15 protein-coding genes are annotated in these 14,711 nt (G+C 45.4%); 7 read left to right on the top strand and 8 right to left on the bottom strand.

Translation table 11 applies throughout. From position 1 onward, the window contains the following. Positions 1-90: 90 nt before the first annotated feature. The 4 genes from QT994_RS13260 to QT994_RS13275 form a co-directional block, all read right to left on the bottom strand. The gene (locus QT994_RS13260) at positions 91-801 is read right to left on the bottom strand and encodes a ParB N-terminal domain-containing protein (protein WP_333175169.1); all 711 of its coding nucleotides are present in this window, start codon (positions 799-801) and stop codon (positions 91-93) included. Then, positions 801-2,303, bottom strand: a complete 1,503-nt coding sequence (locus tag QT994_RS13265; protein ID WP_333175171.1) for an AAA family ATPase — start codon at positions 2,301-2,303, stop codon at positions 801-803. Before QT994_RS13265 ends, QT994_RS13260 begins: the two co-directional genes overlap by 1 nt. A gap of 181 nt (positions 2,304-2,484) precedes the next feature. Beyond that, positions 2,485-3,537: a fatty acid desaturase gene (locus tag QT994_RS13270; RefSeq protein WP_333175174.1), complete on the bottom strand. Its 1,053-nt coding sequence runs from the start codon at positions 3,535-3,537 to the stop codon at positions 2,485-2,487. 256 nt (positions 3,538-3,793) lie between these two features. Continuing rightward, positions 3,794-4,075, bottom strand: coding sequence for a hypothetical protein (locus QT994_RS13275; protein WP_333175177.1), 282 nt, complete (start codon positions 4,073-4,075; stop codon positions 3,794-3,796). A 120-nt stretch (positions 4,076-4,195) separates the two neighbouring features. Between QT994_RS13275 and thrC the strand changes: the two genes are divergently transcribed. Continuing rightward, positions 4,196-5,320 carry a threonine synthase gene (gene thrC, locus QT994_RS13280; RefSeq protein ID WP_445243905.1) on the top strand — a complete coding sequence of 375 codons (1,125 nt, stop codon included), beginning with the start codon at positions 4,196-4,198 and terminating at the stop codon, positions 5,318-5,320. Positions 5,321-5,588: 268 nt separating this feature from the next. After that, positions 5,589-6,443: a formyltetrahydrofolate deformylase gene (gene purU / locus QT994_RS13285; RefSeq protein WP_333045497.1), complete on the top strand. Its 855-nt coding sequence runs from the start codon at positions 5,589-5,591 to the stop codon at positions 6,441-6,443. Between the two features lie 150 nt (positions 6,444-6,593). Here the strand turns inward: purU and QT994_RS13290 are convergent, their stop codons facing one another. Beyond that, complete coding sequence (locus QT994_RS13290) at positions 6,594-7,208, bottom strand: hypothetical protein (protein WP_333045498.1); 615 nt, start codon at positions 7,206-7,208, stop codon at positions 6,594-6,596. Between the two features lie 144 nt (positions 7,209-7,352). Between QT994_RS13290 and QT994_RS13295 the strand changes: the two genes are divergently transcribed. Continuing rightward, a complete protein-coding gene (locus QT994_RS13295) occupies positions 7,353-8,378 on the top strand; it encodes a YihY/virulence factor BrkB family protein (protein WP_333175181.1) in 1,026 nt (341 codons plus the stop codon). Positions 8,379-8,422: 44 nt separating this feature from the next. Here the strand turns inward: QT994_RS13295 and QT994_RS13300 are convergent, their stop codons facing one another. Further along, positions 8,423-8,611, bottom strand: a complete 189-nt coding sequence (locus tag QT994_RS13300; protein WP_333175183.1) for a hypothetical protein — start codon at positions 8,609-8,611, stop codon at positions 8,423-8,425. Here QT994_RS13300 and QT994_RS13305 point away from each other — a divergent pair. Together QT994_RS13305 and QT994_RS13310 are read left to right on the top strand one after the other, a co-directional pair. Then, positions 8,610-9,272, top strand: coding sequence for a hypothetical protein (locus tag QT994_RS13305; RefSeq protein ID WP_333175186.1), 663 nt, complete (start codon positions 8,610-8,612; stop codon positions 9,270-9,272). The genes QT994_RS13300 and QT994_RS13305 overlap by 2 nt on opposite strands. 93 nt (positions 9,273-9,365) lie before the next feature. After that, on the top strand, positions 9,366-10,031 hold the full coding sequence (locus QT994_RS13310) for a hypothetical protein (RefSeq protein ID WP_333175188.1): 666 nt from the start codon (positions 9,366-9,368) through the stop codon (positions 10,029-10,031). Between the two features lie 163 nt (positions 10,032-10,194). Here the strand turns inward: QT994_RS13310 and QT994_RS13315 are convergent, their stop codons facing one another. Continuing rightward, complete coding sequence (locus QT994_RS13315; protein WP_333045503.1) at positions 10,195-10,425, bottom strand: hypothetical protein; 231 nt, start codon at positions 10,423-10,425, stop codon at positions 10,195-10,197. A gap of 207 nt (positions 10,426-10,632) precedes the next feature. Here QT994_RS13315 and QT994_RS13320 point away from each other — a divergent pair, with 207 nt between their 5' ends. After that, positions 10,633-10,809, top strand: coding sequence for a ribbon-helix-helix domain-containing protein (locus QT994_RS13320; protein ID WP_333045504.1), 177 nt, complete (start codon positions 10,633-10,635; stop codon positions 10,807-10,809). Positions 10,810-10,906: 97 nt separating this feature from the next. Here the strand turns inward: QT994_RS13320 and clpB are convergent, their stop codons facing one another. After that, entirely contained in the window at positions 10,907-13,522 is a 2,616-nt protein-coding gene (gene clpB / locus QT994_RS13325; protein ID WP_333175190.1) for an ATP-dependent chaperone ClpB, read from the bottom strand. Positions 13,523-13,930: 408 nt separating this feature from the next. Here clpB and QT994_RS13330 point away from each other — a divergent pair, with 408 nt between their 5' ends. Next, entirely contained in the window at positions 13,931-14,623 is a 693-nt protein-coding gene (locus tag QT994_RS13330) for a DUF2259 domain-containing protein (RefSeq protein WP_333175193.1), read from the top strand. Positions 14,624-14,711 lie beyond the last annotated feature (88 nt).

Raw genomic sequence — 14,711 nt, forward strand, 5'->3', positions numbered from 1 at the left:
TTTCAACCGCCGAGTCATATCGGGTTTTTCAACGTTTGTCGCATTGGCTTTGAGCAATGCCCCAAAAATGCAATTTAGATGGCTGAAAGCTTATAAATATCTTTGCCAATTGTCAATGACCTTAATCATTGTTTTATCTCCTAACCCTTTAATGCGTTTCACCACATTCTCAAATGAGGTAAATGGCTCCAAATCTCGCTGTATGATGATGTTGTCTCTCATTGTTTGAGATGTGATCCCAGCATTTTTCAAATTTATGCTCAGTTGGGATTCCTTTTGAGTGTTGAGTGCTTCCAACAGCGGAACAGGTTTGGGAAGGCGGCTTTCTACTTCTTTAACCCTCTCTATCAGCGCCTGTTTTTCCCGCGTATAATCGGCTTTCAATTCATTAATTCTGTTTTCCAATCGAGTTTCAATATTTGTCAGCCGCTGTTCTAAGCTGGAGGACTGTTGCGGAACCACACTTACACTTTGATTCTCAGTTATTGCGGTTTTTCTGAGAATTTCAAGTTGTTCGAGGAGAAGTTCTTCATTTTCTTCTTCCAGGATGAATGCTCCGATTGTCTCGCCTTTGAGAGGTTCTATTTCCTTGGCTCTCGCTGCCGCGTAGTATTCAAAGTCTCCGTCTACTATTTCGTAAGCATCCATACCGTTTCGGCGGACAATTATCGGATTAATCAATCCTCCTGACTCTAAAATCAGTTTCGCTAATTTCTCCAAATCAGTCTCGGTAAAATTGGAACGGGGCACTGCGGATGTAATTCTTTTCACTGCAACCAGTGACGGAGATAATTTTTTCATTAGTTTTTACCTATTTTTTCCAAAACTTCGATTGCTAGCATTTCAAATTCTTGGGATGCGATGCAATCAGGCTTAAAGTCTAGCACTGAAATCGGATCGGCGATTTCCATATTTCCCACGATTTGAAATTGTTCTGCACACTTTGCTAAATCGTCTCTCTCGTAAATTACGCTGTCCATGATTTCAAAGCCGTAGCGTTTGGGAATTGCCTCCCTCCGCTTGGACAAACTATACTGTACAAATTTAGCATTAGTTGAGATTTTGCAAGAGAGTACGCCTAAAACTTCTAGAGGTTTTTTGCCAATTTGTTTTTTGAAGGTATTGACTTTTTTAATAAAATCCTTGACATTGATCAGTCCTTGATTGGCAAAAGGTTTTAAGTCAGAAGGAATAATTAAATAATCCGCCGCAATTAGGGCAATTCTGGCGTAAAGATTCAAAGATGGTGGCGTATCAATCAGTACAATATCATATTTATCCTGTACTTCTTCTAGTTTCTGAATTAAAATCATTCGGCTGTAATCTAGTTGATTGAGATCCGTTTCATGTTGCATTAAATCAATGTGGGAAGGAATCACATCTATTTCGGGATTGCAAAAATTAGACTTGCGAGCTACTTGTGCGATCGAGTAACCATCTTCTGACTGCAAAACGTGACGAACGTTGCAATCTTTCAAATCGTCTTGTTCTTCATCCTCAAATTTAACTAAACCTGTCGCAAAGGTTGTATTAGCCTGACTGTCTAAGTCTATCACCAAGACTCTCTTACCTTTCTTGCTCAGCGCAGCAGCTAAATTGACTACTGTTGTAGTTTTGCCAACGCCGCCTTTATTGTGGTAAACTGCAATGATTTTCATAGTATTTTGGCTTTTTTGGGGAACGGTTACATCGGATTTAACTTGAGGCTTAACTGGATTATTTTCAGGTATTTGTTCCGGTTCAGAGATTTGACTTGGCTCAGGTTCTGCGGTGGCGGGATTGTTAGGCTGTACTGGGACTTCGCTAATTAACTCAGGACTAACTAAATTAATTTTACTATCTTCCAGTTGGAGATTATCGGGATTTTTTATAAATTTTAAACGATCTCTGCCAATTAAAGCGATAATTTCATCAATTCTATTTTCAATGTCTTTTCCAGCACACTTAAAGACTAGCTCAATCTCATCGGCGGCTCTTTGGTAAATTCTAATTTCTTTACCGTTAGTTATGAGTCCGTAGCGGATGCTCAAACTTGTTAAATAGCGATTGAGTTTTCGCAGGTGGCGGTCTAAATTTTCCTTCGGATGTTTAGCCTCCATAACTACACTCATCGGCGAGTCTGCATCGACAACTATGGGGATAACTTGGGTGGCAAATGAGAGGAAGTCTAGACGAATATTCCCAAATGCGATTTCTTGGTGCCAAGTGTCGGGCGTATAGCCTAACTTTGGTAGCAGATAGCTGACAATGAGTTTGCTTTCTACTTCGCTTTCGTTGCGACAGTTATTGGGATTGAAAGTCATTCGATTTTAGATTTTAGATTTTAGATTTTAGATTGGGAATGACTGATTAATAATGATACCGATTGTGATATTGACAGTAGAGTACGCATTCCTCCCCTTACAAAGGCTACGGATTGTAATATCGAAAAACCCGGTTTAGTTTGACCAACCGGGTTTTTTGGGGATCGATCACGCTTCAAAACTACTTTGTTTGAGCGTTAAATTCCTCCAATGTCAGATAGCCACCCGCGGGATCGTACAAATGACAGTTGTCGGCAATCCGCTTCATTAATGACCACGAAAATTCTGTTTCGTAGAGATGATCTTGCCAATTTTCCTTTAAGCTGCTGTGGGCCAGGCGCAAGTTGTACCAGGGAATAGCAGTTGAAAGGTGGTGGGGAACGTGGACGTTAATGTCGTGGCACAGAAACTCTACCCAGCGGGGATAATCGCAGTGAACTGTTCCCGATAGTTGCGCTTGGGCTTCGTTCCATTCTTCGGGTTCTTTAAATGAAATGTCTGGTGCTGTGTGGTGGACGATCGTAAAAGTGCTCATCCAGAAATGGTAAACCAGCCAGGGCATCAACCAAAATTTGACAAATCCCCAAATGCCTGTGGTTGCAATTAAAATCGGAAATCCGATCGCAGCACCGATTAAAACTACAAAAACAGAAAACCGGACTTGTTCTTGTTTTTGTTGGCCTTTGAAGCGCCACCACATAAAGTGCACTTTTCCCCAGTGGGCGATCGAGCCGATCCACCACATCCGACCGAATATTAAACTATAAGCTATTTGTAAAGGCTTGGACGCGCCAGCGTAGTCTGGTGCTGTCATCGGCTGCCAAGCATTATCCTCGCCAATTTTGTTGGTGTGTTTGTGGTGGTAATTGTGGCCGTGCCGCCATGCGTGAAACGGGAAAATTAACGGCAGAAATGCAATATGTCCGACTAAATCGTTTACCCAGCGGCGGTTAGCAAATGATCGGTGGCCGCAGTCGTGCCCGATCACAAAAAAACCGGTTAATCCGGTACCTGTGAAAATCCACATCAGGGGTAGTAGAAACCAAGGCGATACTGCTATGCCCCAGTAACCGACAGCAACTAGCAAAACGTTGACGATGACTTTTGTCCAAGCTTTGCGGGGGTTTTTGACGAATACTTCCCGCGGCAGGGTTTTGAGAATATCTTTGAGGCGCAAGTTGGAGGTGTCACTTGCGGATGTCAAATTTAGTGGTTTTTCGATCGATGCTGTCATAAACTGATTTCGATTCTCCGTATGCCATGAGCATGGCTTAACAAATTAGCGCAATAAAAAAGCGCAGTAAAATGTCAGCTCGTTGCCAGCTTGTGGCAGACGAGTTGAGCAGTAGGCAAGCGCGTTTTAGCAAATGCTAGCGATCGCTATCCGCAGTTAGGAATTTCTAGCACTTTTGGCAAAAATTCTGCGGGTAGCAAAACCTTAGTTTTTATAACACAGGGGCAGCACAATTAGCATTAGCGACTGTGGTCTGCTAATTGCTGTTGCTACCTGAAATCGGGTCGAGAGCCGGCAAGCCAGCGATCAAGCGTTGCTGTTTGAGGCTTTGCACTTCCAGCAGCAAGGATTCGATTTCTGCTTGTAAGTGCAGGAACTTAACTTGCTGATCGGCTTGGTAGGGGCACTTCACCAAATCTAGTTTGCGGGCAAAAGTGGTCGATAGGGTAGAAGAACTAGCCATTTCGGGATTGCTCGCGGTGACTTGAGGCCGGGAAAGAGTGGATGAATTATTTGACATTAGTAATTGAGTAGACATATCTACACATTCACACCATTAAGTTACTTTAACCTGAACCGATCGTATTAAACATCAAATTAACCGATCGAGCTAAAATTAGTGTAAATTCCTTAGCCATTGCCTAAAACCATTGACACCGTGACCCTGATTCTACCTGCTACTGACTCTGCTACTAACTCTGCTGCCCGCGCCGCCTCCCCCAAGCGCTACGGCTGGCCCGGCTTGATCGAAGCTTATCGCCCCTACCTGCCGGTGACGGAAACCACGCCGGTAGTGACGCTCCAAGAAGGCAATACTCCCCTGATTCCAGCACCTGCGATCGCCTCTCTCATCGGTCGAGACGTGCGCGTCTTGGTCAAATACGACGGCCTCAACCCCACTGGTAGTTTCAAAGACCGGGGGATGACAATGGCGATTTCCAAGGCGAAGGAAGCTGGTGCCGAGGCAGTAATTTGCGCCAGTACCGGCAATACTTCGGCCGCCGCCGCCGCCTACGCCAGACGCGGGGGAATGCGAGCTTTCGTGTTGATTCCCGAGGGTTACGTGGCTTTGGGCAAGTTGGCGCAAGCTTTGCTTTACGGTGCGGAAGTCATTTCGATTGGCGGAAATTTCGATCGCGCCTTAGAAATTGTCCGCGAAATGGCTGTTAACTACCCCGTCACTTTGGTAAATTCGGTGAATCCTTACCGCTTGGAAGGTCAAAAAACCGGTGCTTTTGAAGTCGTTGACGCCTTGGGCGACGCCCCCGACTGGCTGTGCATTCCCGTGGGAAATGCGGGAAACATCACAGCATACTGGATGGGTTTTTGTCAATACCACCAAGCAAAAAAATGTTCGCGCTTGCCGCAGATGATGGGATTTCAAGCCGCCGGGGCTGCACCTTTAGTAACGGGCCAACCAGTGGCGAACCCAGACACCCTGGCGACGGCGATTCGGATCGGCAACCCTGCTAGCTGGAAACAGGCGATCGCAGCTTCCGAAGCCAGCCGCGGCGGTTTTGTGGCAGTCACCGACGCCGAAATTCTGGATGCTTACCGTTTGTTAGCATCGCAGGAAGGAATTTTCTGCGAACCGGCGAGTGCAGCTTCTGTGGCCGGCTTGCTGAAGGTGAAAGACCAAGTTCCGACTGGGGCGACGGTGGTTTGCGTGCTGACTGGTAACGGTTTAAAAGACCCGGATACCGCCATTAATCACAGCAACAATCTGTTTAAAAGTGGCATTGCTCCGACTTTGGATGCAGTAGCTGGGGCGATGGGATTTTAGAAGAAGGAAGAGGGAACAGGGAAGAACGAAGAAGGAAGATCGAAACAGGCTTTCTGGCCTGTTCCACTCTTAGTTAAAATCTTTTGTGGGGTGGGCCGAAAAGCCCGCCCCTAAGCCCATAGAAACAGGCTTTCTAGCCTGTTACACTCTCAGTTAAAATTCCTTGTGGGGTGGGCCGAAGAGCCCGCCCTTAAGCGTATCAATAAACCCCTGTGAGATCGCTTTTTTCTCGAGCGACTCAGCCAGACAATTTTGTCATCATTATATTATGACCAAGCCTACTGCAACCCTGTTAATTGCCTGTCCCGATCGCAAGGGGCTTGTCGCCTTACTTGCCAATTTTATCGCCTCCCATAATGGCAATATCATTCACGCGGATCACCATACCGATTTTACCGCTGGATTATTTCTGAGTCGGCTAGAATGGCAATTAGATGATTTTGATTTAACCACCGAACAGATAACACCTGCTTTTAGTGAAATTGCCAAGGACTTACAAGCAAATTGGCAATTGCATTTCTCCCAAAAAATTCGACGGATTGCGATCTGGGTCAGCCGTCAAGATCATTGTTTATTAGACTTGATTTGGCGACAACAATCTCAAGAAATCAGAGGTGAAATTCCGCTGATAATCAGCAACCATCAAAATTTAAAGCCTCTTGCCGCACAATACGGTATCGACTTTGAGTATATTCCCATTACTAAAGACAATAAAGCTATTCAAGAAACACGACAGTTAGAAATAATTAATAAATATAAGATTGACTTAGTAGTTTTGGCTAAATATATGCAAATTTTGAGTCAAGACTTTATCAGAAAATTTCCCCATGTGATTAATATTCACCATTCATTTTTACCCGCGTTTGTGGGTGCAAATCCCTACGAAAGGGCTTATGAAAGAGGGGTAAAAATTATCGGTGCAACAGCCCACTATGTTACACCCGATTTAGATGCGGGTCCGATTATCGAACAAGATGTTGTGCGCGTGAGTCACCGCGATGAAGTGTCGGATTTGGTTCGCAAAGGTAAAGATTTAGAAAGAGTTGTGTTAGCAAGGGCGGTGCGATATCATTTACAAAATCGTGTTTTAGTTTATGGCAATCGGACTGTTGTTTTTGCTTGAAAATTAGGCGTCATATTAAGTCCGGGTTGGTCAGTTTTGTTGATAGACGATTGAAATCGCTCCCTGCAAAATGAAGTCCGCCTCCGCCGACTGAAGAAAAGACGGATGATAAAAGCGGATTTGGTATGATTAATAACTACTGGCTACTGACTACTGATTAAAAGGTGGTAGCTGAAGTAACTGGTTTTTAGAAGGCGGAAGTTGAGCGGGATTGTGGCGGATTTCGATCGCAGTTTCTCCCGGATTTTGGGTGGTAACAGGTACTATCTCTAAAGAGTATGCTGTCTCGGTTTTTGCAGGGGCAGGATTTTGTGATTTCGTGAGCAAGTCAACGGCATCTCCGAGGGCGCTAGTTAAATTTTTGCTAGTTTCGGCGTGACGGGCTTCTTCTTGTTTGAGGGCTTGAGTGAGTTGTTTAACTTGTTCGATCGCCCGATCGCGCTCTTGGAGAACTTCTGCTAACTTAGCTTTAAGCTCGCCTACTGTTTGCAGTTGTGCGACTTCCTGCTGTCGAGCAACTCCAGCATCCTCGCCTTCGGAGACAATGGGGGAGAAACTTTGTAATTGCTCTATTTGTGCTTCCAGAGAAGCGATGCTTTGCTGAGTTAATTTGGCATCATTCCGCCGCTGTTCGGCTTCGGTATTGTAGAGTTGCCGCCACTGAGCAGCACTTTCACCGGCCTCATCGCGATCGCGCGAAACTTCTGTTAACTGCTGTTGCAGCCGCTTGATTTCATCTAACCACTGTCTGACATCCTGAGCCATAATATTGATTTTAGATTTTAGATTTTAGATTTTAGATTGGGGAATTGGGAATTGGCAATTGGGAATTGGCAATTGCGAGTTGATAATGGCTTAATTAATTAACGACTTGTTTTACCTCATCTTTCGCCCCGTTTCCTGTGCGCTATGAACATTTTTTACTGGTTGCGCTACCTGATTTTAGCTTTGTTTAAGGCGCTTTTAAGGCTGCTTCGAGCTCTCAAAAGGAAATTTGGTGCTTTTTGGCTGTTTTGTCGGTGTTTGACTTGGGGCACGCTCAAGGAAGTCGGCGCTAAGGCGGGAGAGCAGCGCTTGCCGGGGCTGTCGGCGCAAATGGCCTACAATTCTATGCTGGCGCTGTTTCCGGGGTTGTTGGCTATCTTATCTGCGATCGCTCTCTTTGAACCTTTGCAGTCAACACTTTATCAACTCGCCGGCCTTTTGGGGGAGGTAATACCCGATAACGTTCGGAATTTGATTCGCGGCTTAATCAAAGAAATTCTGTTAACTCGCAATAAAGGGCTGTTTTCCGTGAGCTTTCTTGTGGCGATTTGGGCATTTTCTGGAGTAATGAGCGCGGCGATGGCTGCACTCGATCGCATCCATGAAATCCCGAGCGATCGAACTCGACCATTTTGGAAAGCCAAACTTATTTCTCTGGCGCTGAGTATCGGTACAATTATACTATTGATTCTGGCATCGGGAGTAGTATTTGTCAGCGACCTAATTGTACAAGCTATTGCCCGCCAGAGTTGCCTGCTGGAGTCCGTCGCCAATTGCGATTTAAAAGATGTCCAAAATTGCTTGCTACTCGCCGGCAATTGCCCTTTGGAGTCGCAACTGTTAGCTGTTTGGCGTCTGTGGCGGTGGCCGATTTCTTTGGGAATTGTATCACTGGCTTTTGCCTTTGTTTACCGCTACGGGCCTAGTCGCCGTCAACCAGATATTCCTATTTTTTCGGGAGCTGTTTTTGCTGCTATTTTGTGGGCGCTATTTTCAGCTTTATTTCGGTTTTATGTTTTGCATTTAAGCAATTACACTTGGACTTACGGAACGATCGGAACTTTTATTGTGTTGCTGCTGTGGCTCAATCTTTCTGCTTTGGTGATGCTGATGGGCGCTCAGTTAAATGTGACGGTGGGCAAGGCAATGAAACAATCACAATTAAAATAATTGGTTAATTTTTATTTGTTATTTGTTATTTGCCGGATGCTGGCTTACCTACGGAGTAAAGTGCTGAGGATGCCCGCCACAAAAGAAAGCAAAATCAGTATCCAAATGACACCACCGGGAATGAATGTCAAGAGGCCAACACCTCTGAGAATCCAAACTAGGAGGGTGAGGCCCAGGATAGCCCAAAAGATGCGGGTAGATAGTCGCATTTGAAATCTAGGAGAATTAGTCATGTTGAATGTTAAAGTTTTGTCTGGATCAATGATAGCTGCTTTGCTGGCGATCGGCAGTTACCTCACCTTAATTTCGACTCCCGGTTCCGCTATTGCGCCTGGGGCTACAAATGTGCTGGGAGAAGCGGCAAATGCTGCTCAAAAAACACCTTCTGCAAGTTTAACAATTTCCGATCGCACAATTGGAGCGGCGAAGGTCGGGATGACTTTCGGACAATTGAAAAAGGCTCTGGGTTCCACGGCACGGTTTAAGGTAGAGTCTCCTTTTATGGTAGACTTTGATGCTGTGGCTGTCAGCCTGTCGCAAAAAGTGCAATATCGGATTATCTACGCTGCGGGTACAAAACTAAAAGATACCGATGTCATTGAACTTTTGATGACTGAAAATTCTAGTTATAAAACAGTTCAGGGTGTCGGGCCGGGAATGAATCTGAAACAAGCCGAGGCAATTTACGGTAAGGCTACTTTATCTTATAACGTAGATAATGAAATGAGAGAAGGGGTTGTATTTGCCAAGCAACCCACGAGAAACATTATGTTTGTTCCCAAGGCTGAAGGGAAACAATTTGCGGGAGTTTATGGCGCTGGTCAAGGGGGATTTTATCAGACTAATAAGTATCAGCCGAATGCTGTAATTAAGTCTGTGATGGTGCGGAAGTAAGTTAGTAGTCCTGGACGCAAAAACCCCGGTTTCTTAACGTAAACGAAAAAGATACGGGTAGATAGTCGCATTTGAAATCTAGGAGAATTAGCCATGTTGAATGTTAAAGTTTTGTCTGGATCAATGATAGCTGTTTTGCTGGCGATCTGCTCTTATCTGGGAGCAATATCGAGGCCCGATGCCGCTGTGGCGCATGTGGGTACAAAGGCGCTGCCAGAAGTGGCAAAGGTTGCTCAAAAAACACCTGCTGCAAGTTTAACAATTTCCGAGCGCGGAATTGGATCGGCGAAGCTGGGGATGACTTTCGGAGAATTGAAAAAAGCTTTGGGTTCCACGGCGCAGTTTAAGGAATCTCCTTTTAAACCAGGAGAAGGCTTTGAGGCTGTGGCTGTCAGCCAGCCGGGACAAGTGCAATATTGGATTATTTATCCTTTTCGTACAAAGCTGAAAGATGCGGATGTCATTGAAGATTTGATGACTGACAATCCCATTTATAAAACAGTTGAGGGTGTCGGGCCGGGAATGACATTAAAACAAGCGGAGGCAATTTATGGCAAGGCTACTTTAGGTTATAACACGGGCTATGAATCGGTCGAAGTACTTGTCTTTGCCAACCAACCTAATAAAAAAATTCGCTTTGCTCCCAAGGCTGAAGGGAGGCAATATGCGGGGGTTTACGGGGCTAGTCAAGGCAGTGTTCATGAGACTAATAAGTATCAGCCGAATGCTGTAATTCGCTCTGTGATGGTGCGGAAGTAAGTTAGTAGAGACAGCCTAACAGATAACTCGGCGATTGAAATCGCTTCTACAGAAACTCTCGTCCCCGCAGAGGGGGACTCAACAAAGGAAGGACGATCGCACTTATCAAAAAAAGTGCGATCGCCAATGTTTAGTTAACTGAAATCGCCACGAAAATTACCATTTATAACGCGCTGGTGACGGGATTGGAAGGGCTGCCCAACGCGGATAAACGGTGACTGTCCCCACTGCGATCGAACACAACCTCAAACTTAACGTGGGGTATAGTTTGACGCAGAAACTGAAAATGCCCGTCTGCATCTGAACGACTGCGGAACCGGGCCACAATCATCCATTGCTTAGTGGGTAACAGACGGGCGATCGCCCAACAGCACAAGCGTTCTTTGTACGTCATAATAGAATTCGTCTCCAGTGAATGTTGGAGCCAGAGCCAGCCCGTAACCTTGGACAGTGAGGGGCTGGCTTCTGACTGTTTACAGGTAACATTATAACACATTGTGACGTACATTAATACAAAATAACTTAAAATGAAATATTTTTATCGGTCTTAACTCAAAACAGCGTAAGATGGACTGTGTTGAAATGTTTTGCAGTACAACGAATGGCTTCACGGGGAAGAGTTACCGCATACCTACCAGAGGAAATTCAAAAAGCTCTGGAAGAATGGGCAGAAGAAGAAAGCAGATCCGTCAGCAGTTTGGCAACGTACCTGCTGACGAAATCTGTTCGAGAACACCAAGAACAGAAAAAAGATAAATCAGAAAGCGATCGCCCTTAAGAACGATCGCCCGCAATCCCATCCGCGTCCATCAGCAGTAAAAAAAAGAACCATCGCCTCAAAAAAATAAGGTGGGCCGCAGCCCACCCTACTCACATTATTTCGCAGTCACTAACTGTGCCGGCAGCCGCTTAAACGCCAACCTTTCATTCTCGATATCCACAAAAATGGTATCGCCGTCAGCAAAATCTCCCCGTAAAATACCCTTCGCCATTTGCGTTTCCAACTCGCGTTGAATTCCTCGCTTGAGAGGGCGCGCACCGTAAACCGGATCGTAACCAATTTCTGCTAAGAAGTCGATCGCAGATTCCGACAACTTCAGAGACATCTTGCGATCGGCTAACCGTTTTTCCAAGCGCTTAACTTGCAACAGCACAATCTGCCGCAATTCGCGCTTGCTCAAACCGTGGAAGATAATCATCTCATCAATCCGGTTCAAGAATTCTGGGCGGAAAGTTCCCCGCATCGCTTCCATCACCCGACTCCGCATTTGTTCGTTATCTCCCGCCACATCTAAGATGTATTGAGAACCCACATTCGATGTCATAATAATCACAGAATTCTTAAAGTCTACTGTGTGACCTTGAGCATCGGTAACGCGGCCGTCATCCAGAATTTGCAGCATGATGTTGAATACATCCGGGTGCGCTTTCTCGATTTCATCGAATAGAATCACGGAGTAAGGACGGCGGCGCACAGCCTCAGTTAATTGTCCACCTTCATCGTAGCCGACGTATCCCGGAGGCGCACCAATTAACCGCGAAACCGCGTGTTTCTCCATGTATTCCGACATATCAATTCGGACGATCGCTTCTTCGGTGTCGAACAGATAAGACGCTAATGCTTTGGCTAACTCAGTTTTGCCAACACCCGTGGGGCCGAGGAAGATAAAACTCGCCACCGGACGATTGGGATCGGCTAAACCTGCGCGCGATCGCTGAATTGCATCTGCAACCGCCGTCACCGCTTCATCTTGTCCGATTACCCGCTTGTGCAGTTCATCTTCCAACTGCAGAAGTTTCTGCATTTCCGATTCAACCAACTTGCTGATCGGAATTCCCGTCCACTTAGAAATAATCTCGGCAATGTCAGCTTCAGTGACTTCTTCCCGCAGCAAACTTTTACCTGTAGTTTGAGTGGCTGAAAGTTGAGCTTCTGCTTCTTGCAATTGTTTTTGCAATTCCGTTAACTTGCTATATTTCAACTCAGCAGCGCGGTTCAGGTCATATTTTAATTCAGCTTGCTGAATTTCAATGTTAACCTTATCAATCTGTTCTTTAATCTTTTGAATGCTGCCGATGACACCTTTTTCCGATTGCCACTGGGCATTCAAAGCGCTTTGCTGTTCCTTGAGGTTTGCTAAGTCTTTTTCCAGTCTTTCCAAGCGTTCGATCGAAGCAGCGTTACTTTCTTTTTGCAGCGACAGTCTTTCCATTTCTAGCTGCAAAATCCTGCGATCGATTTCGTCTAGTTCTTCCGGCTTGGAGGTAATCTCCATTTTGAGTTTAGCGGCTGCTTCGTCAACTAAGTCAATGGCTTTGTCTGGAAGGAAGCGATCGCTAATATATCGAGTAGACAAAGTAGCCGCCGCCACTAGGGCGCTGTCAGAAATTTTAACGCCGTGGTGAACTTCGTACCGTTCTTTCAAGCCCCGCAAAATCGAGACAGTATCTTCAACTGTCGGTTGGTCAACATAAACTTGTTGAAAACGGCGTTCTAGTGCCGCATCTTTTTCGAGGTACTTGCGGTATTCGTCGAGAGTTGTAGCGCCGATACAGCGCAATTCTCCCCTCGCTAACATGGGTTTAAGTAAGTTGCCGGCATCCATCGAGCCTTGAGTTGCGCCCGCACCGACAACGGTGTGAATTTCATCAATAAATAAGATGACTTTGCCGTTACTATCCATCACTTCTTTGAGTACCGCTTTCAAGCGTTCTTCAAATTCTCCCCGGAATTTTGCCCCGGCAATTAATGCGCCCATATCTAAGCTAATTAATTGTCGGTCTTTGAGAGATTGCGGCACATCTCCGGTGATAATTCGCTGGGCGAGTCCTTCGGCGATCGCAGTTTTGCCGACTCCCGGTTCCCCAATCAATACCGGGTTATTCTTGGTGCGACGGCTCAAAATTTGAATCGTGCGGCGGATTTCGTCATCCCGTCCGATTACTGGATCGAGTTTGCCTTGACGCGCGGCTTCTGTCAAATCTCGGCCGTATTTTTCCAGCGCTTCGTATTTGCCTTCTGGATTTTGATCTGTCACTTTGTTGTTCCCCCGGACTTGGGCAATGATATCTTTGAGCTTGGCTTCATCTAGTTTAAATTCTTGTAGTAGGTTTTTGCCAAAGCGATCGTCCTTAACGTAACCTAGTATCAAATGCTCGATCGAAATAAATTCATCGCCGTACTCTTTGCGATAAGTTTCGGCGCGATCGAGCAAAGTGTCGAGAGAACGACCGAGATAAACGTTGCCGCCGCTTCCAGTAATTTTCGGCTGGCGGCTGATAAACTCATCAGTGCGATCGCGCAATTTTGCTACAGAAACTCCCGCTTTGTTAAATAAGCTGCTAGCGAGTCCCGATTCTTGTTCCAGCACAGCTTTCATCAAATGTTCGCTTTCTAGCTGCTGCTGCTGAGCTGCTTTGACAACTTCAGGGGTGCGCGCGAGGGCTTCCCAGGCTTTTTCTGTAAATTGGTTTGGATTATTCGGTTGCATAAATTTTAATTCCCTGAATTGAAAATGATGGCTGCTGTAGAGGCAATTCCTTGATTGCTCGTACAATTGTCATTGTAAGGACTTGCGGAGGGGGGACGGATCGGTGTTCCCCTATCTTGAGATAGGTATTTCCGTCCTTTGTCGCAGTCTCTGGCAGCCAAAAGCAAACTGTGGCCCCCTAAAAGTTGCACTCTTGGATAAAAGCAACTCTCACATTAAAAATGCTTTCTAGTGCGACTTGAAAAAACTGCACATTCTTAAACAGTCTCCTGCGGAAAAAAGAGAAAGTCTCATGTAAATAGGAGAGAGGACTTGAGAATCGTCACAGTCGTATAGCTAAACCCAAAGCGTTATTGTTTTACGCATCAATAACAGCCGCTATAACTCTCAGAACAGGACTATATAGCTATGAAAATTTTACCTTTAATTTGGTTAGGTATTATAGCAAGTGCCGCGATCGCACTTGCCCCTGAAGCTTTGGCAAATACCTGGCGTGCCGCACACCGGATGTCGGGTTTTTCCGCCGACAGCAATTACTACTTGTATCTAGAAAGTTCCAGAGATACAGGAGCGGGAATTCCCAAAGCAAAATTGCAAATTTTCCAAGTTGCTGCAAATTCCTGCATCAAAAATGGGTGTATTCAAACTAAATATGGCGAGCCAGACTCCAATAAAAGCACTAAAATGGCAGAAGATGACTTGCTTAAAAAAAGTTGGAATAGCAGGCAAACTTTGAAGTTAACTCCTCCTCAAGCAGGAACTAAACTGAACATTATTTCTCGTACTCCCGGAGCCAATGGAAGCGAGACAGTCGCCGTCAAAGTCAATACAGCAAAGCCTTTACAAATTCGCCTGGAACAGCGGCAAAAAAATGCTTCGGCTGGCAAAGAAAGCGCGGCCATGCGTCTTGTAATTAATCATAACGGTCGGCAGCGTGTCCTCGGAACGCTGAACAATTTTCAAGATTGGGTGTTCTCTTATTCAATCCGAGAAGTTCGTTTGTCTCCGAACGGGCGCAATGTAGTTGTGCTGGTGGACAAGACAGAACGCACTTTTGAAGGAGTCTTGAAAACTACTGTTGTACAAGGCTTTGTTCTTTAGGCTTGCTATATTCCTAGGTTTTGACCTGGGAATTATCAAAACTTACAATGATTGTTGGCCAATTTTAATCATGTTCCCTGAGTAAAAG

It is taken from the genome of Microcoleus sp. S13_B4, from assembly GCF_036700885.1.
Taxonomy (GTDB): domain Bacteria; phylum Cyanobacteriota; class Cyanobacteriia; order Cyanobacteriales; family Microcoleaceae; genus Microcoleus.